Genomic DNA, 25,942 nt, shown 5'->3' with positions numbered 1-25,942 from the left:
TTCTGTCGCTGCTCACGCCCCGCGCAGCGTGTATCCCAGCCCCCGCACGGTGTGGAGGATGCGTGGCTCGCCCCGGCCCTCCAGTTTGCGGCGGAGGTACATGACGTACACGTCGAGGGTGTTGGAGGCAGGCTCGAACTCGAAGCCCCAGACCTCCCGGAAGATCCGGGCACGGCTGTGGACCTTGACCGGGTGGCGGAGGAGGTATTCGAGGAGGGCGTACTCGGTGCGGGTGAGGGTGAGGGGGCGTTCGGCGCGGGTGACGGCACGGCTGCCGAGGTCCATGACGACGTCGGCGTAGGCGAGCCGGTCCGCGGGGAGGCGGGGGACGATCTCGCGGAGGGCGAGCGACTGGCCCCGGCGCAGCAACGCCCGTACACGTGCGAGGAGTTCCTCGGGGGCGAAGGGCTTGGCGAGGTAGTCGTCGGCGCCGTTGTCGAGGGCGACGATACGGTCGCCGACCGCGTCCCGGCCGGTGATCATCATGACCGGCACGGTGGAGCCGGAGGCCCGGATCCGCCGGGTCGCGGCGAGCCCGTCGAGCCCCGGCATGGTGACGTCCATCAGGACGAGGTCCGGCTCACCGCCGGGAGCCCGCAGAGCGTCGAGGGCCACGAGACCGTTCTCGGCGAGCACGGTCTCGTAGCCCTCGAACCTCAACAGCCGCCCGATCCCCTCACGTACGGCTCCGTCGTCATCGACCAGCAGAATCTTCCGCGCCATCCCCACAAGGTGAGGGCGGCCACTGTGGCTGGTCTTGGAGCGGGGTGTGGGCAGGCTGGGGGAGCCTCACTTGGCGCAGGTCTTGGGGTCCAGCTTCTGCTCCCACTTGTCCTCGCGGCCGTCGGGCTGGCCGTTGGGCAGGAGCTTGTCGGAGGTGCCGTCGATGTAGTAGCCGTGCGAGTAGATCGTGCGGTAGGACCGGTTGCGCCAGGTGTGGACGGTCTTCTCGCCGTTGCCCTTGTTCCAGGAGTAGTCCTCGACGTAGAAGATCGGGTTGACGCGGACGACGCGCTGGTACGGCGACCAGGTGATGGCGATCTGGGTGCACGGCGGGATCGCCTTCTCGCTGCGGCGCTCGAAGCTCGACGACTTCTCCCAGCCCCACTCGTACGAGAAGCTGCCGCCCGCGCTGCCGGAGAAGATGCTCTTGGCGACGGAGAAGCTGAGCTGAGCGCCGACGCTCTTCTTCGCGAACGTCTTGGTGCTGTAGCTGCTGACGAACGTCTCCTTGTCGGCCTGCGACCCCCGGTTGCCGATCCAGGGAGAGGTGCGGATGGCGGCGCCCGTGATGGACCAGGTCGACGCCTGCGCGTTGCCGCACCAGCCGCGGAAGGTCTCCCAGTCCCCGGCGGGCACGAACAGCCCGAAGACGTCCCGCAGATACTCGTCCTGGGTCTTGAACTCGCCGGTCCGGACGTTGAGGGCGCCGTACACACCCGTCATGCTCGTCCTCTGGTTGCACAGCCGCTCGATCATCGAGTCGGTGTTGCCGGGGTCCACGCCCCGGATGTTCGTCGCGCCGCCCGGCCCGGTGGCCGCCTGGGCGGAACCGGGGCCTGCCAGGACACCGGCCACGGCCAGCGCGGTGGACGCCGCGACGAGGGCGCCCTTCTTGAGAGATGCCTTGACCCTGAGTGCAGTTCGCATGGCTGTGTGCTCCTACTGCTGTACGCCGGCGTCGGCGGTCACCGGTTCTGTCGTCTGGGGAACGTAAGAACTCGAAGAACTCAGCGGTAGCGAACACGACCTACCTCACAGCCGCGTCAGAGCCTTCTCCGACCTCTCTCAGAGATGTGTCACGAAACCATCACGCAAGATCCACAAAGCGGGCGGTCCCTCACCGCCGAGGCCGTCGATCAAGGTCGTCGATCAAGGCACTCGATCAAGGGCCTCGGTCAAGGGCCTCGATCGAGCAGGCCCAGATACGTGCCGAGGCGAGCAGCCGCGTCGAGCATGGCGACGCCCCGCGCGGTCAGCCGCCGTCGCCAGTCGTCCAGGGCGTCGGAGAGTGTGTCGGTGCCGCCGGCCGTCCGGATCTGCCGGACCACGGTGGCGATGTGGTCCAGGGTGTAGCCGCCGCGCCGCAGGAGGTGGGCCAGCTCCGCGTCGCGGATGTCGGCCGCGCGGTACACGCGGTAGCCGGTGAGCGGGTCGCGTGCGGGGCAGAGGATGCCGGCGTTCTCCCAGTTCCGCAGGGTCGCCGGGGTGACCTGGAGCCGGTGGGCGAGTTCCCCGACGGTGCGGGTGCCGTGCTCGGCCGACGGCGGTGCCGGCCGCCCGGCGCCGGCCTCCGCCATCAGGTGGTCCACCGAGTCCCGCACCGCGTCGAGGGTCTCCCGGTCGCGGAGCGACCGGCTGTGGCCACGGTCGATGATCAGCAGGGCGTCGTCGCGGGAGCCCTCGTGCAGGGCGCGCATGATCTGCCCGGCGGCCGAGTGGCCGTAGGCCGGAACGAGGGCGAGGAAGGCGCGGAGGGCCGCCGCGTGCACCTCGGTGTAGACCCGGTAGCCGCTGTGGGTGCGCTCGGCGGCCGGGAGGAACCCGTCCCGCTCGTAGTTGCGGACCGCCTGGGTCGAGAGGCCGTGCTCGCGGGCGAGGTCGGAAGGTCGAAAGGTGATCACCGGTTTGAGACTTTACGGGAGTCGACGGCCAGGACTACCCGGCTTTTGCTCCCCAAGCCTCAACCGATCTGTCAAGGATACGATTGAGGCTCATGAGTCAGGACATTCGAGACTTCGTGACCCCGTCATGCGACCTGCTGGCCCTCGGCGAACCGACGCACACGGAGCCGGCCTTCCCCCGCCTCCGCAACGAGTTGTTCGCCCGACTCGTCGATCAGGGCTTCCGTTCGATCGCCCTCGAAACCGACCGCGTCCCCGCGCTCACCCTGAACGACCACGTCCAGGAGGGAACCGGCGACTTCGACGAGGTGATGCGTGAAGGCATCGCGTTCGGCCGCGGCGAGATGGCCCCCAACCGGCAACTGATCACCTGGATGCGCGAGTACAACCGGACCCGCCCGCCGGAGCAACGCCTCGCCTTCCACGGCTTCGACGCCGAGATGGAGAACCTGAGCGCGCCCAGCCCGCGCCGCTACCTCGAACACGCCCTCTCCTACCTGACCCGCGGAGGAGGCCCAGCCCCCACCCTGTCTCTCTCCCTCGCCTCCGCGGCCGCCGTCGATCTGGCGGGCCTCGCGGGTGACGACGACCGGTGGAGTCGTACGGAGGCCGTCATGGACCCGGCCATGTCCATCGGCGCCACGTCGGAGGCCGAGACGCTCCGCTGCCTCGCGGACGACCTGCTCACCGAGTTCCACGCCCGCGCGCCGGAACTGATCGCGGCGACCTCACGTGCCGAGTGGTTCAGGGCGAAGACCCACCTCACCGCCGGTCTCGGCCTGCTGCGGTACCACAAGCAGCTGGCGCAGCCCTTCGAGGAGAGCGTCCGCATATCCCGTCTGCTCGCCACTCGCGACGCCCTCATGGTCGAGAACCTCCTCGACATCCGCGCCATCGAGGCGGGCCGAGGCCCGACCCTGGTCTTCGGCCACAACCTCCACCTGCGACGAGGCCTCAGCCATATGCGCATGCGCGACCTGGACCTCGACTGGTACGGCGCCGGCGCCATCCTGAGCCCGCTGATCGGCGAACGGTACGCCTTCTTCGCCGGCAGCCTGGACCCCGACGAGGCGACCCCCGAAGGAGCCGACGGGGTTCTGCACATCGCCGTTCCCGGCTAGGGGCCGCCCTCGCCGATCCGGCGCCCCCTGCTGACCGCGATCCGCACCACGTCCTCCAACGACTCCGCCGCCCGCGTCAGCGCGAACCGCACCGCCCGTTCCCCGGCCGCCGCGTCCCCCAGTACGGCCCTGCTCCCGGCCAACACCTCCTCCGCCGAACCGAGTTGGGACACCTCCACACTGTCGGCGAGGAGGGAGAGGGCCCCGGGGTGCGCGGTGTCCGGGTCGAGGTAGCAGGGCTTGCCGTCGGGTGTGGTCCACGGCAGCAGACGCAGTCCGTCCATCATGCGGGGACCTCGATGCGGTGGAAGCCGAAGACGTCGTGGCTGTACAGCTCTTCCGCGCTGAGCACGTAGGGCCGTACGAGGTTGTCGTAGCGCTCGAAGGGCCAGACGTCGACGGGCTTGTGGGGTGGGCGAGGAGGGACGGGTTCCGACGGCTCCTCGGCCTCGGGCGGCGGTGGACCGGGCGCGGCCCAGCGGAGCAGTGCCTCGCAGAGCCGGGCGACGAGTGCGCGCATGGCGGTGCCCTTCTTTCGTCTCAGGGTTATTTCAGGGTCGGGCTGACGAGCGGTGATTACCGTTCGTGTTCCGATCGTCACGGGTGGGACGTACGCTGCGGAAGGGGGTCGGTGTTGTCTGGCGCCCCAGACAACGGCGAGGGGTGACATGGGCGAACTGGTTGACGCGGACGTGGATTCGGGCCGTGCGGTGCTCGGTCGGATGCTGTGCTTCCTGCGGGAGAAGGCAGGCAAGTCGCTCGGACAACTGGCCGAGGAAACCGGTTACGACAAGAGCTATCTGAGCCGTCTGGAGTCGGGTCAGCGGCTGTCCAAGGTGACGGTCATGGAGGACCTGGACGGGTATTACGACTCCGGTGACCTGCTGGTTTGTCTCTGGAGGTCGGCTCGGATCGACGCCTTCAAGGACAAGTAGAAGGAGTTCATGCGACTGGAGGGAACGGCGCGGCTCATGTACAAGTACACGCCGAACGTGCCCGGACTGCTTCAGACGGAGGAATTTGCCCGTGAGGTGTTGTCTGGGCCCCGGACAACAGGCGAGCAGGGCACCGAGGCGATCGAGGAACAGGTGGCCGCACGCCTCGGACGCCAGCTTCTCCTGCGCAAGAACCCGGCACCCAGCGTCCGCTTCGTCATCGACGAGAACGCGCTCCGGCGCCCCTCTGCCAGTGCGGAAACCTGGGAAGGCCAACTGCTGCGCATCGAGGCTGTCGCGGAGTGGCCCAACGTCGTCGTTCAGGTGCTGCCTTTCTCCGCCGGCATCCACCACCTCATGGGGAAGGGGTCGCTGACCCTCCTCTGGCAGAAGGACGGAAGTGCTGTGGCCTACACGGAAGGCCTCTGCAGCGGGATGCTGATGGACGATCCGGAAGACGTTCTGCACCACGGCCTGTCCTACGATCGGCTTCGAGATCAGGCACTGTCCCCGTCGGACTCGCTGGCGTTCATCAGGGATGTACTGGAGGAGCACGGCACATGAACCGCACCCCCAACCTCAGCGCAGCCACCTGGCGCAAGTCGAGTTACAGCGACGGGGGAGACAACAACTGCCTCGAAGTCACCGACGAAGTCCCCGGCATAGTCCCCGTCCGGGACAGCAAGGCCCCGGACCGCCGCCCGCTCCTGTTCTCCCCCCGCGCCTGGTCCACGTTCGTCAAGGTCGTCGCGGCCGGCTGAGCACCTTCGGGTGAAGGGGGTCTCGGAAGCGGGACGCTCCCGCCGTGGTGTGGCTATGGTGCATCCATGGCAGAAAGCACGACCATCCAGGTGTCCAAGCAGGCCCGTGATCATCTGGCCCAGGTCGCCAAGGAACGAGGCATGACCCTCGGCCAGCTCATCGAGCGGCTGGCCGCGGAGCAGCCGACGGCGGAACAGATCGCGGAGCGGGTCGCCGCCACGCGCAAGGTGCTGCGTGAGCGCATGGGGTGCACGCTCACCGACGAGGAGTTCGACGGCGGGCCCGACGTCCTGGCCAATATCTACGCGATGGCTGCGGAGAAAATGCACTCCGGCCGCGAGACGACGCGCCCTGACCAGGGGCGCGCCGCGTGATCGTCCTCGACACGGGCGCGGCCCTCGCGCTCGCGCGCGGCCACGAGGCCATGCACCGCCTCGCGGACAACGTCGCGCATACCCCCGGTGACTGGTTGCACATCCCCTCCCTGTGCCTCATGCGGGCGGAGGAGAAGGACGAGGGCATCGGACGGGCACTGCTCGCGCTGCCGGGCATCCACGTCGATCCACTCGGGCAGACGGCCGCTGTGACGGTGGGCGGGATGGTGCGTGACGGCTGGGGCGGAGCTGATACCTGTCATGCTCTCTATGTCGCCACGCCGCACCTGGAGACGGGCGGCATGTCCATCATTCTGACGGCACACGAGGACGACTACCCGCCGGGCGTACTCGCCATCGACATCGACTCCCCTGGAATGCTCGGCTTCTACTGAGGCTCCCCAGAAGTGGTCACGGACTCTTCCGGCTCGGTGCCGAGTCTCCTACGGCTACTCCGGCGCCTCCGGCGGAGGAGTAGCCGCCCCCGGCAGCCGTACCGTCGCCAGCGTGCCGCCGCCCTCGGCTCGCGACAGGGACACCTCGCCGCCCGCCTGTTCGACCGTGCGGGCCACGATGGACAGACCGAGGCCCGAGCCCGGCAGGGCCCTCGCGCTGGGGGAGCGCCAGAAGCGGTCGAAGACGTGGGGGAGTTCGTCGACGGGGATGCCGGGACCGTGGTCGCGGACCGTCAGGACACCCGCATCCAGCGAGACCTCGATCGTGCCGCCCTCGGGGCTGAACTTCACCGCGTTGTCGAGGATGTTGACGATCGCGCGCTCCAGGGCGGACGGTTCGGAGCGGACGTACCAGGGCTGCAGGTCAGCCGTGATCGTCAGCTCGGGGCCGCGCAGACGGGCCCGGCGCAGGGCCGCCTCCACGGTCTCCTGGAAGTCGACCACCTGGAGGTGCCGGCCTCCCTGCTGGCCCGACTCCGAGCGTGACAGTTCTTGCAGGTCACCTATCAGCGCGGCCAGTTCGGTCATCTGGGCCTTCACCGAGGCGAGCAGGGCCTTGCGGTCATCCGCCGGGATCGGGCGGCCCGTCTCCTCGCTGCGGGTGAGGAGCTCGATGTTCGTCCGCAGGGACGTGAGGGGCGTACGGAGTTCGTGGCCGGCGTCCGCGATCAGCTGTTGCTGCAGTTCGCGGGAGTTGGCGAGTGCGCTGGTCATCGAGTTGAAGGAGCGGGACAGGCGGGCGATCTCGTCCTCGCTCTCCTCCTCCACGGGGATGCGGATGCTCAGGTCCTCGGTGCGCGCCACGTGTTCGACGGCTTCCGTGAGCTTGTCGACCGGGCGCAGACCCGCGCGGGCCACGGCCAGACCGGCCGCGCTGGCGCCGACGACTCCGATGCCGGAGACGAGGAGGAGGAGCAGCGCCAGCTCGTTGAGCGTGGACTCGGTGCCCTTGAGCGGAACCGCCACCACATAGGCGGCGTTCCGCATCACGTATTGAACCCCGCCGTCCTCGACCACGAGTGCCGTGGCCAGTACTCGTACGGGATTGCCCTCGCTGTCCGTGCCGTTGCGGATCTCCCCGGTCTTGATCTTGGGGTTCTTGGCCATGTCCTTGTCGCTATCGGCGACGTTCACCACACCCATGGAGTTGGGGAAGACACACCTCGTGCCGTCCGCCTTGATCACCTGGGAGTACCCCTTGTTCCGCGGTCCGAAGAATGACTGCGACGGGACCTCGGGGCAGGCGGTGAGGACGCTCTCCTCAACCATCTGCTTGGGCAGCGCACGGCTGACCATGGACTTCAGATCGTTGTTGATCTCGTCGTCCAGCTTCCCCTGCACGATGAACCAACACGTCACCGACACCGCCGCCACCGCGAACGCCACCGCCGCCGCGACCAGCATCGACAGCCGGGCCCGGATCGGCAGGGAGTGGTACCGACTCAGTAGCTTCTTCACTCCGCGCCGCCCTGTCGCAGGACGTACCCGACACCCCGCACGGTGTGGACGAGCCTCGGCTCGCCGCCCGCCTCGGTCTTGCGGCGCAGGTACATGACGTACACGTCCAGGGAGTTGGAGGACGGCTCGAAGTCGAAGCCCCAGACGGCCTTCAGGATCTGCTCGCGGGTGAGGACCTGGCGCGGGTGCGCCATGAACATCTCCAGGAGCGTGAACTCCGTGCGGGTCAGCTCCACCGGGCGCGCGCCCCGCGTGACCTCCCGCGTGGCCAGATCCATCCGCAGGTCCGCGAAGGTGAGCGCCTCGTCCACCTCGGCGGCGTCGGTCAGGGCGGACGCGTACGTGCTGCGGCGCAGCAACGCGCGGACACGGGCGAAGAGTTCGTCCAGTTCGAACGGCTTGACCAGGTAGTCGTCCGCACCGGCGTCGAGGCCGGTGACACGGTCGCCGACCGTGTCGCGGGCGGTGAGCATCAGGATCGGGGTCGTGTCGCCGGCGCCGCGGATCCGGCGGGCGGCGGTCAGCCCGTCCATCCGCGGCATCTGGACGTCGAGGATAATCAGGTCCGGCTTGTACGCGGTCGCCTTCTCCAGCGCGTCCGCGCCGTCGACGGCGACCTCGGTGCCGTAGCCCTCGAAGGCGAGGCTGCGCTTGAGTGCGTCGCGCACCGCCGGCTCGTCGTCGACGATGAGGATGCGCTGGGGTTCGGGGGCGCCTTCGGCGGGGCTCATGATGGGTTCGTTCCTCGGATGCGGTGGTTTACAGGGCCGGGGGCGCCGTGGGGGTTCCTTGTGCGTTGCCGGGTGCGGGTGCGTTGTGGCTGGTCGCGCAGTTCCCCGCGCCCGTGGAGGGGCGCGCGCGGTACCGCCCTAGCCTTGCACGTCCCCTGGCCGCGCAGTAGCCCGTGAGAGTCCCGTGATCAGCCGCGAACCGTACGCCGGTGCGGGCGCGCCGCCGTGGTGCGGCGGGCCGTTCCTCGGGCTGCGGACGCCACCTCGGGAGCCCGGACCACCGGCGTGTGCAGTTCGGCGGCCACCGCGAGGGCGAGGCCCAGCCCGGCCGGGTCGCCGGCGGTTGCGACGTCGTGCGAGACCTGCGTGATCTGCGTGATCTGCGCGCCGTTCCTGATCTGCGTGATCATGTCGAACTCCTTGGACTCAGCGGACGGGAAAGGGCTGGAAGGGACTGGGAGGCGCTGGAAGGGACCGGAAGAATTGGGAGGCACCGGAAGGGACGGGAGGCACCGGAAGGGGTCTACCTGGTCGGATGCGATGTCGGATGCGATGCGGTGGACCTCAGTCCGAGCCGCCCGCCCGCAGCGTGCTCAGGTCGGCCTTGACGGTGTTGATCGGGATCGCGAAGCCGAGGCCGACGCTGCCGGCGCTGGACGAGGAGGCGTCCGCGGCGGAGTACATCGCCGAGTTGATGCCGATGATGTTGCCGTTCATGTCGATGAGGGCGCCGCCGGAGTTGCCGGGGTTGAGGGAGGCGTCGGTCTGGAGGGCCTTGTACGTGGTCGTGGAGGAGCCGGTGTCACCGTTGAACTGCCGGCCGCCGAACTCGAACGGCCACTGGCCGCTGCCGCCGCCCTGCTGTTGCTGCTGCTGGCCCTGGCTCTCGTCCGTCGAGACCGTCACGTCACGGTCGAGGGCGGAGACGATGCCGCTGGTCACCGTGCCGGTGAGGCCTTCGGGGGAGCCGATCGCCACGACCTGGTCGCCGACCTTGACGCCGGCGGAGTCGCCGAGGGTGGCGGCCTTCAGCCCGGAGGCGTCTCGCAGCTTGATGAGGGCGAGGTCCTTCTTGCTGTCGGTGCCGACGACCTCGGCCGTGTAGGACTTGCCGTTGCTCGTCGTCACCTTGATCTGGGAGGCGCCGGAGATCACGTGGTTGTTGGTGATGATCTCGCCGTCGCTGGTGATGATCACACCGGAACCGGTGGACTCGCCCGCGTTCGAGGTGGCGCTGATCTCCACGATGCTGGGGCTGACCGCCGTGGCGACCCCGGAGACCGTGCCCTTCTGACTGGTCGGCACCACACTGGTGCTGGTGGAGCTGGAGGCCACGGTGTCCGTGCCGGTCAGCTCCTGGATGCCGTACGCCGTGCCACCGCCGATCGCCGCCGCGACGAACGCCACGGCCGCCAGCAGCGCGATCGGACCCCGGGCACGCCTTCTCGACGCGGGCGCCGACCCGGAGGAGACCGGCTCGGTGAGGAGCGCGGTGGGAGCCGAGGCCGTCGCGGCGGGCTGCTCGTACGTGGCGTACGCGTACTCAGCGGAGGGGGCCGCCTGAGCGGAGGGCGCCGAGGCCGGGTCGTACGCCGGCGGAGGCGGCCACTCCGGGTTCACCGGGGCGGAGACGGGCTGCTGCTGGAGGTACGCGGGCTGCTGCTGGGTCTCGCCCTCGGTGTACCCGGAGTGCTGCTGCTGGTCACCCTGGTAGGGGTTCTCGTACTCGCCGCTGCGGCGGAAGCTCTCGGTCATGACTCAGAGCCTGCCGCCCGACCATGAGACGTTCCTGAGTGCTCCCTGAGAACCCCACCAGAACCTCGTTCGCCCCATATAAAGGCGCCGGGGCCCCACAGGCATGGGAAACAAGGGGGTGTTGTGGGGGAGGCCCGCTTCTGAGGGGCGCGGGGAACCGCGTGATCAGCCACGACGAACCCGCAGTCAGCAACGGCGGGCAGCCCCTGGGGCGCTACCCGCTACCCGCTACTGCTACCGCCACCCACTACTCGCAACCGCAGGACCGCCGGGCCACCAACCTCGACGGGAACAGCTTCACGCGCTCCCGCCGGGACCCCGCCACCCGAATCCCGTCGTCCAGCACGAGATCCACCGCCGCCCGGGCCATCCCCGTACGGTCCGTCCCGATCGTCGTCAGCGGCGGATCCGTGAGCGCCGCCTCCTTGACGTCGTCGAACCCGACGACGGCCAGCTCACTCGGCACCTCGATCCGCAGCTCACGCGCGGCCCGCAGCACACCGATCGCCTGGTCGTCGGTGGAACAGAAGATCGCCGGCGGCCGGTCAGGCTCCGCCAGCAGCTTCAGCGCCACCTGGTACGCGTCGTACCGGTTGTAGGGCGCCTGGAAGAGCCGCCCCTCGGTCGGGATCCCGGCCTCGTCCATCGCGCGCCGCCAGCCCTCGACGTGGTCGGAGACGGGGTCACCGACGAGCGGGGTCTCGGCGATACCGCCCATACAGGCGACGTACTCGTAGCCGTGCGAGAGAAGGTGATCGACGGCGAGCTTCGCGCCGCCGAGGTCGTCGGTCACCACGGCCACGTCGTCGATCGCCTCGGGCCGCTCGTGCAGCAGCACGACCCGTGCGTCCCACGCCTCTATCTCGGCGGCGGCGTTGTCGTTGAGGGCGTGGCTGACGAGGATCAGTCCGGAGACGCGCATGCCGAGGAACGCCCGCAGATAGTGGACCTCGCGCTCGGCGACGTAGTCGGAGTTCCCGACGAGGACCATCTTGCCGCGCTCGGCGGCGGCCTGTTCGACCGCGTGGGCCATCTCGCCGAAGAACGGCTGGCGCGCGTCCGGGACGATCAGGCCTATCAGCTCGGTGCGCCGCGAAGCCATCGCCTGGGCGACCCGGTCGGGCCGGTACGACAGTTCCTTGATAGCGGCGAGGACACGCTCGCGCGTGGCCGGGGCAACCGGCCGGGGTCCGTTGTTGATGACGTAGCTGACGACGGCGGTCGACGTACCCGCCAGTCTTGCCACGTCATCCCGAGTCACCTTGGCCACGTCCGGAGTCTACGCGGATAAATCGCCCCTGGGCAGGGCGTAAAGGAGACCCCTTGGGCGGCGGTTGTGCGTAGGCCGCCCAGCAGGGACCCGACGGGGCGGGGCGCTACGCCTCGGCCGCGATCTCGACCGTGTCCAGGGACGCCGTCTCGTCCGCATCCGCCGCCTTTGAGGAGGAGGTCGAGGACGCGGCCTTGCCCTTCGCGTCGTCACCGGAGCGCTCCGCCTTCTCGGGCGTAACGAATCGATAACCGACGTTCCGGACGGTCCCGATCAGCGACTCGTGCTCGGGGCCGAGCTTGGCGCGCAGCCGCCGTACGTGGACGTCGACCGTGCGCGTACCGCCGAAGTAGTCGTAGCCCCAGACCTCCTGGAGCAGCTGGGCGCGGGTGAAGACGCGGCCCGGGTGCTGGGCGAGGTATTTGAGGAGCTCGAACTCCTTGAAGGTGAGGTCGAGGACGCGGCCCTTGAGCTTGGCGCTGTAGGTCGCCTCGTCCACCGAGAGATCGCCGTTGCGGATCTCCATGGGGGAGTCGTCGTTGACGATCTGCTGACGGCCCATGGCGAGCCGCAGCCGGGCCTCGACCTCGGCGGGGCCGGCGGTGTCGAGGAGGACGTCGTCGATGCCCCAGTCCGCGGTGACGGCGGCGAGGCCGCCCTCGGTCACGACGAGGATGAGGGGGCAGCCGGGGCCGGTGGAGCGGAGCAGCTGACACAGACTGCGGACCTGCGGAAGGTCACGGCGTCCGTCGATCAGGATGACGTCCGCACCGGGGGTGTCGACGAGAGCGGGGCCTTCCGCCGGGGCCACGCGCACGTTGTGCAGCAGCAGGCCGAGGGCCGGAAGCACCTCGGTGGAAGGCTGGAGGGCATTGGTCAGGAGCAGCAGAGAACTCATACGTCTGGTTCCTCCTCGGTCCCTGCGAGGACGTGTGTGGCACTGCGCGGCACCGCGATGTCGACTGCGGTGCTCAACAGTGTTCTGCTCTGCGATCCCGGGGCCCGTACATCTGCGGTCACCTGGCGTTTCCCGCTCGTATACAACGCTTCCGAAAGCACAAAAGGACCCGGGGGCGACATTGCCCGAGTCCTCTGTCCAGCAGAATAGCCCACATGAGTGCTGGTCCGGCAGGTCATGTGACGCGATCTTTCGACATTCCGAACTCTGAGACGGCCGATCGAACACCGTCGAGGCCGCCCCGAACCCCTTTGCGCAGGTTTCTGCGCACTGACGGCGGGGTGAATATCGAGGCCGTATACGATCCGAAAGCCGTTGTATACAACGGCTCCGACGGCACCGGAACGCCGTCCTCCGGCCATCTGGCCGTCGTCGTCGCGCACGGCTTCACGGGTGATGCCGACCGTCCACATGTTCGAAGGGTGTCGGAGGTGCTCGCCCGGTACGGGTCCGTCGTCACCTTCTCCTTCCGCGGCCACGGAAGATCAGGCGGCCACTCCACGGTCGGCGACCGCGAGGTGCTCGACCTCGCGGCGGCGGTCCGCTGGGCCCGCGAACTCGGCCACGAGCACGTCGCCACGGTCGGCTTCTCGATGGGCGGCTCGGTCGTCCTGCGCCACGCGGCCCTCCCCGACGGCCCCGACGCCGTCGTCTCCGTCAGCGCCCCCGCCCGCTGGTACTACCGCGGCACCGCCCCCATGCGCCGGGTCCACTGGCTCATCACCCGCCCCGAGGGCCGCCTGGTCGGCCGCTACGGCTTCCGCACCCGCATCCACCACCGCGACTGGAACCCCGTCCCCCTCTCCCCGGTCGAATCCGTCCCCCTGATCGCCCCGACCCCGCTCCTGATAGTCCACGGCGACAGGGACGGCTACTTCCCTACCGACCACCCCGAGATGCTGGCGGCAGCGGCGGGGAAGAACGGTGAACTGTGGCTGGAGAACGGGATGGGGCACGCGGAGAACGCGGCGAGCGAGGAATTGCTGGAGCGGATCGGGGGCTGGGTGGAGAAGAACGCGGCATCGTAAGGGGTGCGGGGCCGTAAAGGGCGCGGGGCGTATGGGGCGCGGGGCCGTAAGGGGCGCGGGGCGTCAGGGGCGCGGGGCCGTATCGAAGTGCGGGGCGTATCGAAGTGAGGCTCCGCCGCGCGGGCGTGACCGGCCCCCACCGGGCCCGTGGTTTCCGCGCGAAGCCGACCGCCCCGTAGCCTGATCCCCGTCACGACTAATACAGAGGAACGCAGATGCCAAAGGGCACCGTCCGCTACTGGGCAGCCGCCAAAGCCGCCGCAGGCATCGCCGAGGAGCCCTACGACGCGGCCACCCTCGCGGACGCCCTGCACACGGCCCGCGAGCGACACCCCGGCGAACTCGTCCGCGTACTGAGCCGATGCGCGTTCCTCGTCGACGGGAACCCCGTGGGCACCCGTGCGCATGAGACGGTACGTCTGGCCGAGGGCGGCACGGTCGAGGTGCTCCCGCCGTTCGCAGGAGGGTGACCCCCACATCATGAGCAACCAGCCGTACGGGTACGAGGGCCACCAGGGACACCAGGGCTACGACGCGTACCAGGAGCCGCAGGCGGAGCCCCACCAGTACGCGGCCCAGTCCCAGGCGCAGCCGCAGCCGCACTGGCAGGGCTACGACGAGAGCCAGGCCGCCCACGCCCAGCAGTACACCCAGCAGTGGGAGGGCCAGACCTGGGAGACCCAGATCCAGCCCCAGACCCCGCCCCGGACCCCGCCCGCAGCCGACGTGGCGGAGACGGCCTACCTGCCCCCGCAGACGGGCGGCCCGAACGCGCAGTACGGCCAGGGCGGGCAGCACGGCGCGAACGCGCAGCACGGCCCGAACGCGCAGTACGGCCAGGGCGGGCAGCACGGCGCGAACGCGCAGCACGACCCGAACGCGCAGTACGGCCAGTACGCGCCCCAGGGCGGGCCGCAGCCGCAGCCCTCGCAGCCGCAACCCTCAAGCCCGCCCCCGGCCGACCCCGTCCCGCAGTCCGGCCCCGGCTACGGTCCGCCCACCCTCACCGGCAACACCCGCGTCACCGACGCCCAGCGGGCGCGGGCCGAGGGACGGTCGCCGATCATCGAGCCCGGGATGCAGCCGGCGCTGCTCACCGCCGTACTGGGCCTGCTGCTGGCCGGCGCCGCGGCGATCGGCGAGTACGCCCTCGCCGTGCCGCTGGTGGTCCTTCAGGCCGTGACCGCGGCGGGCTGGTTCCGGCTGAACGGCATGTGGCCGGCCCGGCAGGGCATCGTGCTGGCCTTCGCGGGCGCGCTCGCGGCGGACACGGCACTGTTCGCGGCCGGCCGGGAGCACGCGCCCGCCGCCATCCTCGGCACGCTCGGCGTGTGGGTGCTGCTCAGCATCGTGCTGGGACTGCGCAGCCACGCGGACCCGGACGAGCGGATGTACGGACTGATGGCCACCGTGACCTCGGCGGCACTGTCGATCATCGCGACCGGCTACCTGGCAGCCGTGGCGGACGCGGTCACGGTGGGCGGCGTCGCGGTGGCGGTGGCCGTCCTGGCCCGCGCCCTGCCGCTCCCCACAGCGGCCTCGGTGATCGTGTCCCTGCTTGCGGCGACCGGCGCGGGCATCGCCGTCGGCGGCGCGACCGACCTCGGCACCTCCGGCGCGCTCCTCGGCGCCGCCGCGGCCCTCTGCGCCCTCATCGGGCACCGAGTCGCCGCCTACGACTATCCCTCCCGCTTCGTCCACTTCACCGCAGGAGTCGCCCTCCCGCTGGCCGCCGCGGCCCCGGCGGTGTACCTGCTGGGCCGCGCGCTGGGCTGACCAGGGATTCTTTCGCCCCCGCCGCCCCTGCCCGTCCCATCCCCAGGGGCTGGCGCCCCTTCGACCCCACTCACGTATCCGGGTCGCCTGCAGGTGGGCGGGGCGTCTCGCGCAGTTCCCCGCGCCCCTGAAAAGGGGCGCGGGGAACTGCGCGAACGGGGTCCGGGGCGGAGCCCCGAGGGAGGGGACGGGCAGGGGCGGCGGGGGCGAAAACCCCCAAGGCGCGCCCACCCGCCCTGTCACAGGTGATCGACAAGGCCGGCCGACCAACCCCGCCCTTACGCCCACACGATTACTCTCGCGTAGAACGGCCACCCGGGTCGTTGAAGCCGGACCGACCGCCGAACCGGCCGCCGAGTGGACAACGTGGGGAACACCGAGACATGCGCGCACTGCGAATACTTGTCATCGTCGCCGTGATCCTGGGCGGCCTGTTCGTGATCGCGGACCGCGTGGCCGTCGGCTTCGCCGAGGACGAGGCGGCCGAGCAGCTGAAGACCAGCGAGGGCCTGGCGAGCACCCCCGACGTGTCCATCAAGGGCTTCCCGTTCCTCACCCAGGTCGCGAGCGGTGAACTCGACGACGTCGAGGTCGGCATCAAGGACTACGAGGCGAGCACGGGCAAGTCCGACGAGAGCATCCGTATCGCCGATCTGCAGGCGAACATGCGCGGCGTGGCCTTCTCCAGCGACTACAGCTCCGCCACCGCCACCAGCGCCACCGGCAGCGCGACCATCGCGTACGACGAACTCCTCAAGGCCGCCAAGTCCGAACCGACGGGGATCCTGCCCGGCGTGACCGCCCAGGTCGTCGGCCTCTCCGACGGCGGCAAGGGCAAGGTCAAGGTCGACATCAAGGTCGAGGCCCTGGGCAGGTCGACGACGTACCCGGTGCTCAGCACCGTCACCGTCGACGGTGACACCGTGAAGGTGCACGCCGACAACCTGCCGAACCTGGTCGTCGAGGCCGCGGAGGGCCAGGTCCGGTCGATCACCGACTTCGAGCAGAAGATCGACGACCTCCCCGGCGGCATCAAGCTCGACAAGGTCGAGGCGGCACCGGACGGCGTGGAGATCACGGTGCGGGGTTCGAACGTCAGGCTGGCCGGGTAGGACGACCGACGGCGGCCGACAGGCCGGGACCGGGACCAGTACGGGTCCCGCCCGCGGTGGACCCGACGGCGTCCAAAAAGCGAGACGCCGCCGTCCGTACCGTAGATGTGACGACGGCTACACGGGCCCGGAAGCCCCGTCACGGCAGCCCCGACAGCCTCGCTATCCCACATTCCGGACGATCGCGTCTCAGAATACGACATGCCGGTGACACGCCCGCCTGTCCGTCCCTACGATCGACCATCATGAAGCGACAGGCGGATCTCACGAAGCGGCGGGCAGTAGACCTGTGCCGCGTCGCCGCCATGCTCTGTCGCACTTTCTGAGTGGCAGCCACGACTGCCGCGTTCCCCGTCGCCCTGCCCAGCCAGGGCACACCCGTGCGCGCCCGGCCCGACCGCCGTCAGGCGCCTCGCACACCCCGCCGCAACTGCCCCGGAGGAGAAAGAGCATGAGCCGCAGCGACGTCCTGGTTGACGCCGACTGGGTCGAGGCCAACCTCGACGACTCGAACATCGCCATCGTCGAGGTCGACGAGGACACGACCGCGTACGAGAAGAACCACATCAAGAACGCCATCCGGATCGACTGGACGAAGGACCTCCAGGACCCGGTACGCCGTGACTTCGTCGACCAGGAGGGCTTCGAGAAGCTCCTGTCGGAGAAGGGCATCGGCAACGACACCCTCGTCGTCCTCTACGGCGGCAACAACAACTGGTTCGCGTCGTACGCCTACTGGTACTTCAAGCTGTACGGCCACGAGAACGTCAAGCTTCTCGACGGCGGCCGCAAGAAGTGGGAGCTGGACGCCCGCGAGCTGGTCGACGAGGTGCCGGTGCGCCCCGCGACCGAGTACAAGGCCAAGCCGCAGAACACCGCGATCCGCGCCTTCCGTGACGACGTCGTCGCCGCGATCGGCTCGCAGAACCTGGTCGACGTGCGCTCGCCCGACGAGTTCTCCGGCAAGCTGCTCGCCCCGGCCCACCTGCCGCAGGAGCAGTCGCAGCGCCCGGGCCACGTCCCGTCCGCCCGCAACATCCCGTGGTCGAAGAACGCCAACGACGACGGCACCTTCAAGTCGGACGACGACCTCAAGGAGCTGTACGCCGACGAGCAGGTGGACCTGGCGAAGGACACCATCGCCTACTGCCGCATCGGTGAGCGCTCCGCGCTGACCTGGTTCGTCCTGCACGAGCTGCTCGGCGTGGAGAACGTCAAGAACTACGACGGCTCCTGGACCGAGTACGGCTCCCTGGTCGGCGTCCCGATCGAGCTCGGCGCCAACAAGTAGGACCGGCAGGCAGTAGTAGCCGGTAGCCAGTAGTAAGCGAACACCCGTTCATCCCGACCGGCCTTCCTTCCGGTCAGACCTCTCTTGGAGAAAGACATGTGTGGAGCGAAGGCCGGCGGCCCGGACGCCTCGACGATCAAGCCCGGTGAGACCACGATCCAGGGTCAGGTGACCCGCGACGGCGAGCCGGTGACGGGCTATGTCCGTCTGCTGGACTCGACCGGCGAGTTCACGGCGGAGGTCCCCACCTCCGCGACGGGCCAGTTCCGCTTCTACGCGGCCGAGGGCACCTGGACCGTCCGCGCGCTCGTCCCCGGCGGCACCGCCGACCGCACCGTCGTCGCCGAGCAGGGCGGCCTGGCGGAGGTCGCGATCGCCGTCTGAGGCGGTCGTCCTTGAACGGCTGAACGGCTGAGGGCCGTACCCCGGGTGTCCGACCCGGGGTACGGCCCTCGGCCGTGCGCGGACGTACGCTGAATTCATGTACGCCCGCCGGCGCCACACCTACTTCGCCATGATGGGCACGTGCCTCGCGCTCTTCGTCCTGGCCTGGGGCGTCGTACGGCTCTGGTCGGTCCCGGTCGCCGTCGGCATGTGCGTGGTCGCCATGGTCATCCCGCCGCTCGCCGCCGTCGCCGCCAACCGGCGCGGCCCCGACGACCGCTGGTGGGACGACCCCTCGGGCGATCCGAGGTCCGACGAGTGGTGGGACGAACTGGACGGCAAGAGGCGCCCGCGGTAGACGAGCGCGACCGCCCGCGACAGGAAGGCGGGCATGGCGCCCGGGAGACTGTCGACCGTGGTCCTGGACGCGCACGACGCTCACGAGCCGGCCGGCTTCTGTGTTCGCCTTGCTCGGCTACGAGATACGGCGCGAGGTGCCCCACTGCGTGCTCATCGGCCCTCGCCCGGCTCCGGGGGCACGGCTCTGTCGTTCGAGCCCGAGCCCGAGTACGTCCCGCCCGTCTGGCCGACCCGGAACCCCGGCGACGAGCGGATGATGCTCCACCTCGACAGCGAGGTCGACGACCTGGAGGCCGAGACCGAGCGGGCCGTGGCCTAGCGCGCGCGGCTCGCGGCTCGCCGACCACCAGCCCCAGGACGACGTACGGGTGCTGTCCGACCCGGCGGGACACCTCTTCTGCCTGTGGGTCGAGGAGTAGCGAAGCAGGGAAGCAGAGGAGTGAGGAGCAGGGAAGCAGAGGAGCAGGGAAGCAGTTGACGCAGAGGAGCGGCGGCTTTCAGTAGACGAGAGCCTGGGTGTTGTCCGCCATGGCCTCCTGCACGAACACCTGCGCCCCCGCGATCCGTACGCCCTCGATGACGTCCGTCTCCGTGATGTTCCGGCGGGCCGCGCACTGGGTGCACAGGGTGAGCCGACCGCCCGCGAGGACCGAGTCGATCAGGTCGGGGAGCGGGGCGGCGTGCGGCAGCTCGAACTCGGCGGCCCGGCCCGGCAGCGCGAACCACGCGGACTCGCCGGTCAGCCACAGCGACACCTCCACCCCACTGGCCACGGCCACGGCCGCCACCGTGAACGCCTGGGAGCACCGCTCGGGAGCATCGGCCCCCGCCGTCACCTTGATCACGAGCTTCTTCGCCATGGCCCGAATGGTAGTCCGAATCGTGATCATTGCCGGGGCAACCCCGCGCGGGTGCCGGTGGTCTCCTGTCAGCTGATACGGAATCCGCGCTTCATTTTTGTGGGGGAACACCTTGGAAGTCCCGGAAAGTCCAGAGGTGTCGGGGAAGCCCGAGATCTCTGAAATCCCCGAAGTGCCGGTGAAGCCCGTGGCGCGGGTGCGGCGCAGGGGACGTACGACGTTGCTCATCGCCGCCGCGGTCGTGCTGGGGCTGGTCGCCGGAACCTGTGCCGGTTACCTGGTGCAGGCCGACCGGGAGCCCACCGGGCTGCCCCCGCTCTCGCAGCCGACGCTGAAGCAGGCCGAGGGCAAGGGACCGGAGCCACTGTCCGCCGACCAGGACTTCAAGGTGAAGACCGGCGGCGACCTGCGCGAGCTGTTGCTGAACAAGCCGCGTGGCGCACGTGAGGTCTCCCTCCGGGCGGATTCCGACGGCTGGGTGGACCTGGCGGGTTACTCGGGCTACTACGAGAAGCCCGCCGAGGCGTTCGCCGACCTCGTCACCGCCGAGTTCCGCCGCGTGGCGATCACCGGCTGGGCCACGGGCACCACCGACTTCGTGGAGGTCCGACTCGCGCAGTTCCACCAGGAGGAGCGCCTGGGCGCCGCGGACTACGCCGACGGGGCGTACTACTGGGCTGAAAACGAGCCGGACACCGACAGCTGGCCCGTCCCCGGCACCGGTGACGGCATGGCCTATGTGCACAACACCCCGGATACGAAGCCCGGCTATCTGTCGCTCTACACGGCGGAGGCGTACGCCTGGCGTGGCGACGTCATGATGGGGATCTGGATCACCGACACCAGGCCCGTGTCCAAGAAGAAGATCATGGACCTGGCCAAGCGGCAGATGGAGCGGCTGTGAGCGAGAACCCGCAGAACCTCGCGGACGCCGCTCCCGACACAGCCGCTCCCGGCACAGCGGTTCCCGGCGCCACGGCCCCGGCGGTAGGGCTGATCGGAGACGTCGAACCTGAGGGCGGGACGACTGTCGTGGCTGCCCCGCCGGTGCGGAAACGGATGCGCCCGGGCCGTGTCGCCGCCGTCGCCGGCTCGGTGGTGCTGGCCGCCTCGGTCGTCGCCGGAGTCGGCTTCACCGTCGTGACCGTGCGGGACGCCGACCGCGACGCGGGCGCGCCCGTCTGGAAGCTCCCGAAGGCCGAGAAGGCCGAGAAGGCCGGGAGGACGGCTGCCACCGGCGCCTCCGGACTGGCCGGGATGCTCGTGCCGTACGACGACGAGTGGACCCGGGGCCCCGACATCGGCGAGTACGGCTCGGACGCCTCGCTCAGCGGTGGCGAGGCCGCCGCCCTGCGCAAGGAGTCCCTGAGCGACCTGCCCCGCTCCGAGCGACGGCAGCTGGCACGGCAGATCGACAAGCAGGACATCCAGGGCATGGCGATGCGCAGCTACCTCGCCGATGAAGACGCGTACCGCTCGGAAGCCCCTTTCACCGTGAGCATCGAGCTCGTCCGGATGGACGGAGGCGCGGCCCGGGACACCGCCGCCTTCCAGAAGGACTTCATCGAGATCCTGGACGTGTTCCGCAAGGGTCCGAAGATCGAGGGTCACAGGAACGCGCACTGCTTCCTGCCGCCGAAGGAGGCGGACCTGAAGATCGACGCGATGTTCTGCCTGGCGGTCCAGGGAGACGTCCTCGTCACGGTGGACGCCTACGGCGTCAAGTCGCTGGACACCAAGGGAGTCGCGCAGCTCGTCCGCGAGCAGCTCGACCGGATCGCCGAGCCGGGGGAGGCGGTATGACCGAGAACACGGAACAGCCACAGCGGACGACGGCCCAGGAGCCGCCGGTCCCGGAGCCGCCGGTCCGGGAGCCCACGGTTCCGGAGTCCGCCGCCCAGGAACCCACGGCACCGCAGCCGCACCCCACCGCGCCCGCGGGGGCCACCGCGGGTGTGCCCCCGCGGTCCTCCGCCGGGGCCGGGGCACCCGTCGTCCACCCGCCCGTGCCTCCCCTCCCCCCGGCGCCGCTCGACGTGCCGTCGTCGGCGGGGACGGGGCCGCGGAAGGACCGCCGGGTGCTCCGGGCGGCCCTGCGGTGGACGGCCGCCCTCGTGGTGTTCGCGTCGGTCGGCGCCGCCACCGGGTACGGGATCACGCGGACGGAGCGTACGGACCTACCGGGACTCGCGACCGAACCGGACGGCCGCTGGGAGTACCCCGAGCTCACCCTCCCCCCGCTGCCCTCCGGCAGCCCGGCCCCCTTCGCCGAGGGGAACAAGACCGGAGTGCACCACGCCGACCTGCGCGAACTCGTACTCCCCGCACCCAAGGGCGCGAAGACCGACAAGGCGCTGGCCGGTGCGGACGGCTGGCTGCCGGCCGAGGACTTCCTCAAGGAGTACGAGCCGGAGGACGACCTGGACGGCCTCGGGCAGATGTTCACCGACCACGGACTGCGGCACATCGCCGCCCGCGGCTGGACCACGCCGGACGGCACGCACACCCGGATCTACCTGCTGCGGTTCGGTACGGCGGCCGTCGCGGACGCGGTGTACTCGGACAAGCTGACCGAGTACAACAGCCCGCGTTACGTCGTACGGGGGTCGGACGGGGTGTTCAGCCGGGACGAGGACTTCGCCCCCCGCTCGGACCTGGCCGACGTCGAGCGTGCCGCCTACGTCGAGGGCAAGCCGTACGGCAAGGAGCAGGTCCGCCAGGCGTATCTGTCGGCGGGCGACACCCTCGCGCTGATCGTGCAGTCCCGGAAGGGCGTCACCGAAGCCCTGCCCTTCCAGCAGACCGTGGTGTTGCAGAGCCAGCTGCTCGGTTGACGCCCGCCGGGCGGAAGGGCCCACCTCGCGGCGAGCCCCGGGTTCCGGCCGCGTAAGCTGGGTTCCGGCCTTGTGCAGTACCGAATCCCGCTCATCCGAGGAGCACCCCGTGGAACTCTTCTTCGAAATCCTGCTGGTCCTGGTCGCCGTGGGCGTACTCGCCTTCGCCGGTCTGACCGTGAAGAAGCTGTACCAGGGCCAGCGCTGACCCACGTCGAGGACATCCAGGAACCGCACTCATGATCGAGATCCCGTCCGACCTGCACAAGGACCTCGTCCCCCTCGCCTTTCTGCTCGGCGACTGGGCGGGCGCGGGCGTCCACGACTTCCCCGGTGCCGAGAAGTGCAACTTCGGCCAGGAGGTCACCTTCACCCACGACGGCCGGGACTTCCTGGAGTACCACTCCCACACCTGGGTGCTGGACCAGGACGGCAACAAGGTCCGCCCGCTGGAGACCGAGTCCGGATTCTGGCGCATCGACGCCGACCGTAAGGTCGAGATCGTCATGACCCGCGACGACGGCGTCGTCGAGGTCTGGTACGGCGAGCTGGCCAAGCAGAAGCCGCAGATCGACGTGGTCACGGACGCGGTCGCGCGTACGGCGGCCTCGGGGCCCTACAGCGGCGGCAAGCGGCTGTACGGCTATGTGCACAGCGACCTGATGTGGGTCGGCGAGAAGGCGACGCCCGACGTCGAGCTGCGCCCCTACATGTCCGCGCACCTGAAGAAGGTCGTCACCCCCGAGGACGTCGAGCGCTGGGCCAAGGCCCTCCCGGACGACATGCCGGACGACGGCATCGCCTTCTTCAAGTAGGTGAGTGCAAACCCGGGACGGCACCCCGGGTGGCTGACGTAGTTCTAGACTCGTGGTGTGGTGAGCACCGACTGGAAGAGTGACCTCAGGCAGCGCGGCTACCGGCTGACGCCGCAGCGGCAACTCGTGCTCGAAGCCGTGGACACCCTTGAGCACGCGACCCCCGACGACATCCTCGTGGAAGTGAGGAAGACGGCGTCGGGGGTCAACATTTCCACGGTCTACCGGACCCTGGAGCTCCTGGAGGAGCTCGGGCTGGTCAGCCATGCCCATCTGGGGCACGGGGCGCCGACGTACCACCTGGCCGACCGGCACCACCACATCCACCTCGTCTGCCGGGACTGCGGGAACGTGATCGAGGCGGATGTGTCGGTGGCGGCGGACTTCACGGCCAAGCTGCGTGAGACGTTCGGCTTCGACACCGACATGAAGCACTTCGCGATCTTCGGCCGCTGCCAGGACTGTGCCCGCAAGGCTTCAGGCACCAAGAACTCAACTGCCAAGAGTTCAACTACCGAGTCGTAGGCTTAGGCGTATGAAGAGCCCTCTGCTGTCCCTGCCCGGCGCCGTCTCCGGCGAGGGGGTGGACGAAGGTGTCGCCGCCCACTACGGGGACCTGTTCCGCGAACAGCGTGCCCTCGCCGACGGCACCGGATTCGTCGACCTCTCCCATCGGGGCGTCCTCGCCGTCACCGGCGATGACCGGCTCAGCTGGCTGCACCTGCTCCTCACCCAGCACGTCAGCGAACTCCCCACGGGCGAGGCCACCGAGGCGCTGATCCTCTCCGCCAACGGCCACATCGAGCACGCGCTGTACCTGGTCGACGACGGCGCGACCGTCTGGGCCCACGTCGAGCCCGGCACCCAGGAGGCGCTGCTCGCGTACCTGGAGTCGATGAAGTTCTTCTACCGGGTCGAAGTAGCCGACCGGACGGGCGACTTCGCGGTCGTCCACCTCCCGGCCGGTTCGATCGCCGAGATCCCGGAGGGCACGGTGGTCCGCGAGACGCCGTACGGCCGTGATCTGTTCCTTCCGCGTACGGACCTGGAGTCGTACGCGGAGAAGACCGCCCCCGCGGTGGGTCTCCTCGCGTACGAGGCGCTGCGCGTCGAGCACCACCGCCCCCGCCTCGGCTTCGAGACCGACCACCGCACCATCCCGCACGAGCTGGGCTGGATCGGTACGGCGGTGCACCTGCAGAAGGGCTGCTACCGGGGCCAGGAGACCGTCGCCCGCGTCCAGAACCTCGGCAAGCCCCCGCGTCGCCTGGTCTTCCTCCACCTCGACGGCAGCGAGGTCCACCTCCCGCCGCGCGGCGCGGAGATCCGCCTCGCGGACGACGGCCCCGACGGCCGCAAGCTCGGCTTCATCACGACCTCGGCCCGCCACCACGAACTGGGCCCGGTGGCCCTCGCCCTGATCAAGCGCAACGTACCGGTGGACGCGAGGCTCATGGCCGACACGACGGCAGCGGCACAGGAGACCGTGGTCGAGCCGTAGCGGTGGCACCCCGTGAGCGCCGGGTTGCGCCCCCCTCCCGCCGGCCGGCGGGAGGCGCCCGGCGTCTCACATCTCCAGCAGCACCGTGAACGGCCCGTCATTGGTCAGCGTGACCCGCATCTGCGCCCCGAACCGCCCGGTCGCCACCGTCGCCCCCAGCGACCGCAGCTGTGCGACGACCTCCTCCACCAAGGGCTCGGCGACATCGCCGGGCGCCGCCGCGTTCCAGGTGGGCCGGCGGCCCTTGCGGGCGTCGCCGTACAGGGTGAACTGGCTGATCACCAGCAGTGGCGCGTCCACATCGCCGCACGACTTCTCGTCGTGCAGCATCCGCACCGACCACAGTTTGCGGGCCAGCTGCGCCGCCTTCTCCTTGGTGTCGTCGTGCGTCACCCCCACGAGGACACACAACCCCTCGCCCTCGATCGCACCGACCGTCTCACCGTCCACGACGACGCTCGCGCCGTCGACCCTCTGCACCACCGCACGCATGCCGACCATCATGCCGCCGACGTCCATCGGCCGCGTGCAAGGGGGTCCCCCTTACGGGGGGTTTGTGATCACGAGGGTTTGAAGAGCGCTTTGCCCGGTCTTTCTCATTGATCCATTACCGACCATCTGGGGTGGATCGCGGGGACTCGGTCACATAGCGGCCACTCGGAGTGGCACCATGCTCACACACACCGGTCGAGGGGACGGTTGAGGCGCATGAGCACATCGAGTACAGGGCAGCCCCCGGGGACTGCGACGTTCACCCGTACCAATCCGGGGCCGGGCCCCGGCGTCCGCCGGCCACCGGTCCAGCGCACGGACAGCGAACCACTGCCGCCGCCGGACCCGGCCGAGCACGCCCTGTCCCGGCTGCGGCTGCCCGAACTGCGCGCACTGCGCCGGGACGCCCAGCGGGACGAGGCCGATCTCAGTTATCTGCGGCGGCTGCTCCAGGGCCGTATCGACATCCTGCGCGCCGAACTGGTCCGCCGGGGCGGCGCGGCGGACCCCACGGCCCGGGGGGAGCCCTCGGCGCTCGTCGACCGGCTCTCGGCGATCCTCACGGACGCCCCGGCCCGGCACCGGTCCTCGGCCCGCCACGTCACCGTGGGCACGCCCTACGGAGAGGAGTACCGCCGGCTCGCCGCCGAGATGCTCGCCGAGGTCGAACTCTCCGACCTCCAGGCCCGCACCGACGACGAACTCACCGCCGGCCTCGCCCGTCTCGTCCACCACGAGCAGCAGATCTCCGGCCGCCGCCAGCGACTCCAGCGCACCGCGGACGACTGCAGCGCCGAGATCGCCCGCCGCTACCGCGAGGGCGAGGCCCAGGTGGACGACCTGCTGATCTGATCGACCGGGGTGACCCCCTGGAAGGCCAGGCCCGAAGGGCCGCGCCTTCCGGGGGCGCGGGGAACTGCGCGACCAGCCCCCACGAACCCGCGGCCGGGGGTCGAAGGGGCGCGGCCCCTGGAGGAGGGACGGGCAGGGGCGGCGGGGGCGGGAAAAACCCCGAGACACACCGCGGAGCACCCCCTAGCGTGGCC

The 25,942-nt window shown here is 70.0% G+C and carries 32 protein-coding genes and 1 pseudogene; 20 read left to right on the top strand and 13 right to left on the bottom strand.

Going from position 1 to position 25,942, the window contains the following annotated elements; translation table 11 throughout:
• Nucleotides 1-12 precede the first annotated feature (12 nt).
• The 3 genes from OG858_RS21295 to OG858_RS21285 all read right to left on the bottom strand — a co-directional run bounded on the left by OG858_RS21295 (nucleotide 13) and on the right by OG858_RS21285 (nucleotide 2,624).
• A complete protein-coding gene (locus tag OG858_RS21295; protein WP_086748999.1) occupies nucleotides 13-723 on the bottom strand; it encodes a response regulator transcription factor in 711 nt (236 codons plus the stop codon).
• 66 nt (nucleotides 724-789) lie between these two features.
• Nucleotides 790-1,650, bottom strand: a complete 861-nt coding sequence (locus OG858_RS21290; protein ID WP_319067743.1) for a hypothetical protein — start codon at nucleotides 1,648-1,650, stop codon at nucleotides 790-792.
• Nucleotides 1,651-1,898: 248 nt separating this feature from the next.
• On the bottom strand, nucleotides 1,899-2,624 hold the full coding sequence (locus OG858_RS21285; RefSeq protein ID WP_319067744.1) for a TioE family transcriptional regulator: 726 nt from the start codon (nucleotides 2,622-2,624) through the stop codon (nucleotides 1,899-1,901).
• Between the two features lie 92 nt (nucleotides 2,625-2,716).
• On the opposite strand from OG858_RS21285, the gene OG858_RS21280 reads away from it, so the two are divergent.
• Complete coding sequence (locus OG858_RS21280) at nucleotides 2,717-3,745, top strand: erythromycin esterase family protein (RefSeq protein WP_319067745.1); 1,029 nt, start codon at nucleotides 2,717-2,719, stop codon at nucleotides 3,743-3,745.
• On the opposite strand, the gene OG858_RS21275 is transcribed toward OG858_RS21280, so the two are convergent.
• Together OG858_RS21275 and OG858_RS21270 are read right to left on the bottom strand one after the other, a co-directional pair.
• Nucleotides 3,742-4,032, bottom strand: a complete 291-nt coding sequence (locus OG858_RS21275) for a hypothetical protein (protein WP_319067746.1) — start codon at nucleotides 4,030-4,032, stop codon at nucleotides 3,742-3,744. The genes OG858_RS21280 and OG858_RS21275 overlap by 4 nt on opposite strands.
• Nucleotides 4,029-4,265 carry a hypothetical protein gene (locus OG858_RS21270; protein WP_086749002.1) on the bottom strand — a complete coding sequence of 79 codons (237 nt, stop codon included), beginning with the start codon at nucleotides 4,263-4,265 and terminating at the stop codon, nucleotides 4,029-4,031. Before OG858_RS21270 ends, OG858_RS21275 begins: the two co-directional genes overlap by 4 nt.
• Before the next feature lie 148 nt (nucleotides 4,266-4,413).
• On the opposite strand from OG858_RS21270, the pseudogene OG858_RS21265 reads away from it, so the two are divergent.
• From OG858_RS21265 to OG858_RS21250, 4 genes and pseudogenes are all read left to right on the top strand, one after another.
• Nucleotides 4,414-5,244, top strand: a pseudogene (locus OG858_RS21265) (helix-turn-helix domain-containing protein).
• The gene (locus tag OG858_RS21260) at nucleotides 5,241-5,441 is read left to right on the top strand and encodes a DUF397 domain-containing protein (protein WP_319067747.1); all 201 of its coding nucleotides are present in this window, start codon (nucleotides 5,241-5,243) and stop codon (nucleotides 5,439-5,441) included. Before OG858_RS21265 ends, OG858_RS21260 begins: the two are co-directional and overlap by 4 nt.
• Nucleotides 5,442-5,507: 66 nt before the next feature.
• Nucleotides 5,508-5,816 carry a hypothetical protein gene (locus OG858_RS21255; RefSeq protein ID WP_319067748.1) on the top strand — a complete coding sequence of 103 codons (309 nt, stop codon included), beginning with the start codon at nucleotides 5,508-5,510 and terminating at the stop codon, nucleotides 5,814-5,816.
• Nucleotides 5,813-6,211 (top strand): PIN domain-containing protein, encoded by a 399-nt coding sequence (locus OG858_RS21250; RefSeq protein ID WP_086749006.1) that lies wholly within the window; start codon nucleotides 5,813-5,815, stop codon nucleotides 6,209-6,211. The genes OG858_RS21255 and OG858_RS21250 overlap by 4 nt, the downstream gene beginning before the upstream one ends.
• Nucleotides 6,212-6,265: 54 nt before the next feature.
• Here the strand turns inward: OG858_RS21250 and OG858_RS21245 are convergent, their stop codons facing one another.
• The 6 genes from OG858_RS21245 to OG858_RS21220 form a co-directional block, all read right to left on the bottom strand.
• Complete coding sequence (locus tag OG858_RS21245; RefSeq protein WP_327724308.1) at nucleotides 6,266-7,729, bottom strand: sensor histidine kinase; 1,464 nt, start codon at nucleotides 7,727-7,729, stop codon at nucleotides 6,266-6,268.
• The gene (locus tag OG858_RS21240) at nucleotides 7,726-8,460 is read right to left on the bottom strand and encodes a response regulator transcription factor (RefSeq protein WP_086749008.1); all 735 of its coding nucleotides are present in this window, start codon (nucleotides 8,458-8,460) and stop codon (nucleotides 7,726-7,728) included. Before OG858_RS21240 ends, OG858_RS21245 begins: the two co-directional genes overlap by 4 nt.
• Before the next feature lie 188 nt (nucleotides 8,461-8,648).
• Entirely contained in the window at nucleotides 8,649-8,870 is a 222-nt protein-coding gene (locus OG858_RS21235; RefSeq protein WP_319318917.1) for a hypothetical protein, read from the bottom strand.
• A 154-nt stretch (nucleotides 8,871-9,024) separates the two neighbouring features.
• Nucleotides 9,025-10,215, bottom strand: a complete 1,191-nt coding sequence (locus OG858_RS21230; protein WP_086749010.1) for a S1C family serine protease — start codon at nucleotides 10,213-10,215, stop codon at nucleotides 9,025-9,027.
• Between the two features lie 247 nt (nucleotides 10,216-10,462).
• Nucleotides 10,463-11,485 carry a LacI family DNA-binding transcriptional regulator gene (locus OG858_RS21225; protein WP_086749011.1) on the bottom strand — a complete coding sequence of 341 codons (1,023 nt, stop codon included), beginning with the start codon at nucleotides 11,483-11,485 and terminating at the stop codon, nucleotides 10,463-10,465.
• Nucleotides 11,486-11,591: 106 nt separating this feature from the next.
• On the bottom strand, nucleotides 11,592-12,383 hold the full coding sequence (locus tag OG858_RS21220; RefSeq protein ID WP_086749012.1) for a response regulator transcription factor: 792 nt from the start codon (nucleotides 12,381-12,383) through the stop codon (nucleotides 11,592-11,594).
• A gap of 215 nt (nucleotides 12,384-12,598) precedes the next feature.
• Here OG858_RS21220 and OG858_RS21215 point away from each other — a divergent pair, with 215 nt between their 5' ends.
• The 8 genes from OG858_RS21215 to OG858_RS21180 all read left to right on the top strand — a co-directional run bounded on the left by OG858_RS21215 (nucleotide 12,599) and on the right by OG858_RS21180 (nucleotide 18,713).
• A complete protein-coding gene (locus OG858_RS21215) occupies nucleotides 12,599-13,471 on the top strand; it encodes an alpha/beta hydrolase (protein WP_328544626.1) in 873 nt (290 codons plus the stop codon).
• 215 nt (nucleotides 13,472-13,686) lie between these two features.
• Nucleotides 13,687-13,941, top strand: coding sequence for a MoaD/ThiS family protein (locus OG858_RS21210; protein ID WP_037688333.1), 255 nt, complete (start codon nucleotides 13,687-13,689; stop codon nucleotides 13,939-13,941).
• A gap of 10 nt (nucleotides 13,942-13,951) precedes the next feature.
• Nucleotides 13,952-15,247: a hypothetical protein gene (locus OG858_RS21205; protein ID WP_319067751.1), complete on the top strand. Its 1,296-nt coding sequence runs from the start codon at nucleotides 13,952-13,954 to the stop codon at nucleotides 15,245-15,247.
• A gap of 383 nt (nucleotides 15,248-15,630) precedes the next feature.
• Nucleotides 15,631-16,359, top strand: a complete 729-nt coding sequence (locus OG858_RS21200) for an LmeA family phospholipid-binding protein (protein WP_319067752.1) — start codon at nucleotides 15,631-15,633, stop codon at nucleotides 16,357-16,359.
• Between the two features lie 451 nt (nucleotides 16,360-16,810).
• Nucleotides 16,811-17,650, top strand: a complete 840-nt coding sequence (locus OG858_RS21195; RefSeq protein ID WP_086748436.1) for a sulfurtransferase — start codon at nucleotides 16,811-16,813, stop codon at nucleotides 17,648-17,650.
• 96 nt (nucleotides 17,651-17,746) lie between these two features.
• Nucleotides 17,747-18,034 carry a DUF1416 domain-containing protein gene (locus OG858_RS21190; protein WP_037688344.1) on the top strand — a complete coding sequence of 96 codons (288 nt, stop codon included), beginning with the start codon at nucleotides 17,747-17,749 and terminating at the stop codon, nucleotides 18,032-18,034.
• Nucleotides 18,035-18,131: 97 nt separating this feature from the next.
• Nucleotides 18,132-18,392, top strand: a complete 261-nt coding sequence (locus tag OG858_RS21185) for a DUF3099 domain-containing protein (protein WP_086748435.1) — start codon at nucleotides 18,132-18,134, stop codon at nucleotides 18,390-18,392.
• 33 nt (nucleotides 18,393-18,425) lie between these two features.
• Nucleotides 18,426-18,713: a VOC family protein gene (locus tag OG858_RS21180; protein WP_256960414.1), complete on the top strand. Its 288-nt coding sequence runs from the start codon at nucleotides 18,426-18,428 to the stop codon at nucleotides 18,711-18,713.
• A 178-nt stretch (nucleotides 18,714-18,891) separates the two neighbouring features.
• Here the strand turns inward: OG858_RS21180 and OG858_RS21175 are convergent, their stop codons facing one another.
• Complete coding sequence (locus OG858_RS21175) at nucleotides 18,892-19,254, bottom strand: DsrE family protein (protein ID WP_086748434.1); 363 nt, start codon at nucleotides 19,252-19,254, stop codon at nucleotides 18,892-18,894.
• A 136-nt stretch (nucleotides 19,255-19,390) separates the two neighbouring features.
• Here OG858_RS21175 and OG858_RS21170 point away from each other — a divergent pair, with 136 nt between their 5' ends.
• The 6 genes from OG858_RS21170 (at nucleotide 19,391) to ygfZ (ending at nucleotide 24,404) form a co-directional block, all read left to right on the top strand.
• Complete coding sequence (locus tag OG858_RS21170; protein WP_256960413.1) at nucleotides 19,391-20,158, top strand: hypothetical protein; 768 nt, start codon at nucleotides 19,391-19,393, stop codon at nucleotides 20,156-20,158.
• Nucleotides 20,155-21,057 (top strand): hypothetical protein, encoded by a 903-nt coding sequence (locus OG858_RS21165; protein WP_328544627.1) that lies wholly within the window; start codon nucleotides 20,155-20,157, stop codon nucleotides 21,055-21,057. The genes OG858_RS21170 and OG858_RS21165 overlap by 4 nt, the downstream gene beginning before the upstream one ends.
• On the top strand, nucleotides 21,054-22,088 hold the full coding sequence (locus tag OG858_RS21160) for a hypothetical protein (protein WP_319067757.1): 1,035 nt from the start codon (nucleotides 21,054-21,056) through the stop codon (nucleotides 22,086-22,088). Before OG858_RS21165 ends, OG858_RS21160 begins: the two co-directional genes overlap by 4 nt.
• Before the next feature lie 239 nt (nucleotides 22,089-22,327).
• Nucleotides 22,328-22,903 carry an FABP family protein gene (locus OG858_RS21155; RefSeq protein ID WP_086752408.1) on the top strand — a complete coding sequence of 192 codons (576 nt, stop codon included), beginning with the start codon at nucleotides 22,328-22,330 and terminating at the stop codon, nucleotides 22,901-22,903.
• Between the two features lie 57 nt (nucleotides 22,904-22,960).
• Complete coding sequence (locus tag OG858_RS21150; RefSeq protein WP_086752409.1) at nucleotides 22,961-23,428, top strand: Fur family transcriptional regulator; 468 nt, start codon at nucleotides 22,961-22,963, stop codon at nucleotides 23,426-23,428.
• A 10-nt stretch (nucleotides 23,429-23,438) separates the two neighbouring features.
• A complete protein-coding gene (gene ygfZ, locus OG858_RS21145; RefSeq protein WP_086752411.1) occupies nucleotides 23,439-24,404 on the top strand; it encodes a CAF17-like 4Fe-4S cluster assembly/insertion protein YgfZ in 966 nt (321 codons plus the stop codon).
• Nucleotides 24,405-24,470: 66 nt separating this feature from the next.
• Here the strand turns inward: ygfZ and dtd are convergent, their stop codons facing one another.
• The gene (gene dtd, locus OG858_RS21140; RefSeq protein WP_086752414.1) at nucleotides 24,471-24,896 is read right to left on the bottom strand and encodes a D-aminoacyl-tRNA deacylase; all 426 of its coding nucleotides are present in this window, start codon (nucleotides 24,894-24,896) and stop codon (nucleotides 24,471-24,473) included.
• A 216-nt stretch (nucleotides 24,897-25,112) separates the two neighbouring features.
• Here dtd and OG858_RS21135 point away from each other — a divergent pair, with 216 nt between their 5' ends.
• Nucleotides 25,113-25,748, top strand: coding sequence for an RsiG family protein (locus tag OG858_RS21135; protein WP_086752413.1), 636 nt, complete (start codon nucleotides 25,113-25,115; stop codon nucleotides 25,746-25,748).
• The last annotated feature ends 194 nt before the right edge of the window (nucleotides 25,749-25,942 follow it).

The sequence above is a fragment of the Streptomyces europaeiscabiei genome (assembly GCF_036346855.1).
Taxonomy (GTDB): Bacteria; Actinomycetota; Actinomycetes; order Streptomycetales; family Streptomycetaceae; genus Streptomyces; species Streptomyces europaeiscabiei.
Note: the sequence above shows the minus strand (reverse complement) of the source record. Positions and strands in the feature narration are given on the sequence as shown.

Bases quoted from the DNA above. Each gene is read 5' to 3' on its own strand.
- OG858_RS21295 (WP_086748999.1), bottom strand. From the start codon at position 723: ATGGCGCGGAAGATTCTGCTGGTCGATGACGACGGAGCCGTACGTGAG.
- OG858_RS21290 (WP_319067743.1), bottom strand. From the start codon at position 1,650: ATGCGAACTGCACTCAGGGTCAAGGCATCTCTCAAGAAGGGCGCCCTC.
- OG858_RS21280 (WP_319067745.1), top strand. From the start codon at position 2,717: ATGAGTCAGGACATTCGAGACTTCGTGACCCCGTCATGCGACCTGCTG.
- OG858_RS21275 (WP_319067746.1), bottom strand. From the start codon at position 4,032: ATGATGGACGGACTGCGTCTGCTGCCGTGGACCACACCCGACGGCAAG.
- OG858_RS21270 (WP_086749002.1), bottom strand. From the start codon at position 4,265: ATGCGCGCACTCGTCGCCCGGCTCTGCGAGGCACTGCTCCGCTGGGCC.
- OG858_RS21260 (WP_319067747.1), top strand. From the start codon at position 5,241: ATGAACCGCACCCCCAACCTCAGCGCAGCCACCTGGCGCAAGTCGAGT.
- OG858_RS21255 (WP_319067748.1), top strand. From the start codon at position 5,508: ATGGCAGAAAGCACGACCATCCAGGTGTCCAAGCAGGCCCGTGATCAT.
- OG858_RS21240 (WP_086749008.1), bottom strand. From the start codon at position 8,460: ATGAGCCCCGCCGAAGGCGCCCCCGAACCCCAGCGCATCCTCATCGTC.
- OG858_RS21235 (WP_319318917.1), bottom strand. From the start codon at position 8,870: ATGATCACGCAGATCAGGAACGGCGCGCAGATCACGCAGATCACGCAG.
- OG858_RS21230 (WP_086749010.1), bottom strand. From the start codon at position 10,215: ATGACCGAGAGCTTCCGCCGCAGCGGCGAGTACGAGAACCCCTACCAG.
- OG858_RS21220 (WP_086749012.1), bottom strand. From the start codon at position 12,383: ATGAGTTCTCTGCTGCTCCTGACCAATGCCCTCCAGCCTTCCACCGAG.
- OG858_RS21215 (WP_328544626.1), top strand. From the start codon at position 12,599: ATGAGTGCTGGTCCGGCAGGTCATGTGACGCGATCTTTCGACATTCCG.
- OG858_RS21210 (WP_037688333.1), top strand. From the start codon at position 13,687: ATGCCAAAGGGCACCGTCCGCTACTGGGCAGCCGCCAAAGCCGCCGCA.
- OG858_RS21205 (WP_319067751.1), top strand. From the start codon at position 13,952: ATGAGCAACCAGCCGTACGGGTACGAGGGCCACCAGGGACACCAGGGC.
- OG858_RS21200 (WP_319067752.1), top strand. From the start codon at position 15,631: ATGCGCGCACTGCGAATACTTGTCATCGTCGCCGTGATCCTGGGCGGC.
- OG858_RS21195 (WP_086748436.1), top strand. From the start codon at position 16,811: ATGAGCCGCAGCGACGTCCTGGTTGACGCCGACTGGGTCGAGGCCAAC.
- OG858_RS21190 (WP_037688344.1), top strand. From the start codon at position 17,747: ATGTGTGGAGCGAAGGCCGGCGGCCCGGACGCCTCGACGATCAAGCCC.
- OG858_RS21185 (WP_086748435.1), top strand. From the start codon at position 18,132: ATGTACGCCCGCCGGCGCCACACCTACTTCGCCATGATGGGCACGTGC.
- OG858_RS21180 (WP_256960414.1), top strand. From the start codon at position 18,426: ATGGCGCCCGGGAGACTGTCGACCGTGGTCCTGGACGCGCACGACGCT.
- OG858_RS21175 (WP_086748434.1), bottom strand. From the start codon at position 19,254: ATGGCGAAGAAGCTCGTGATCAAGGTGACGGCGGGGGCCGATGCTCCC.
- OG858_RS21160 (WP_319067757.1), top strand. From the start codon at position 21,054: ATGACCGAGAACACGGAACAGCCACAGCGGACGACGGCCCAGGAGCCG.
- OG858_RS21155 (WP_086752408.1), top strand. From the start codon at position 22,328: ATGATCGAGATCCCGTCCGACCTGCACAAGGACCTCGTCCCCCTCGCC.
- ygfZ (WP_086752411.1), top strand. From the start codon at position 23,439: ATGAAGAGCCCTCTGCTGTCCCTGCCCGGCGCCGTCTCCGGCGAGGGG.
- dtd (WP_086752414.1), bottom strand. From the start codon at position 24,896: ATGCGTGCGGTGGTGCAGAGGGTCGACGGCGCGAGCGTCGTCGTGGAC.
- OG858_RS21135 (WP_086752413.1), top strand. From the start codon at position 25,113: ATGAGCACATCGAGTACAGGGCAGCCCCCGGGGACTGCGACGTTCACC.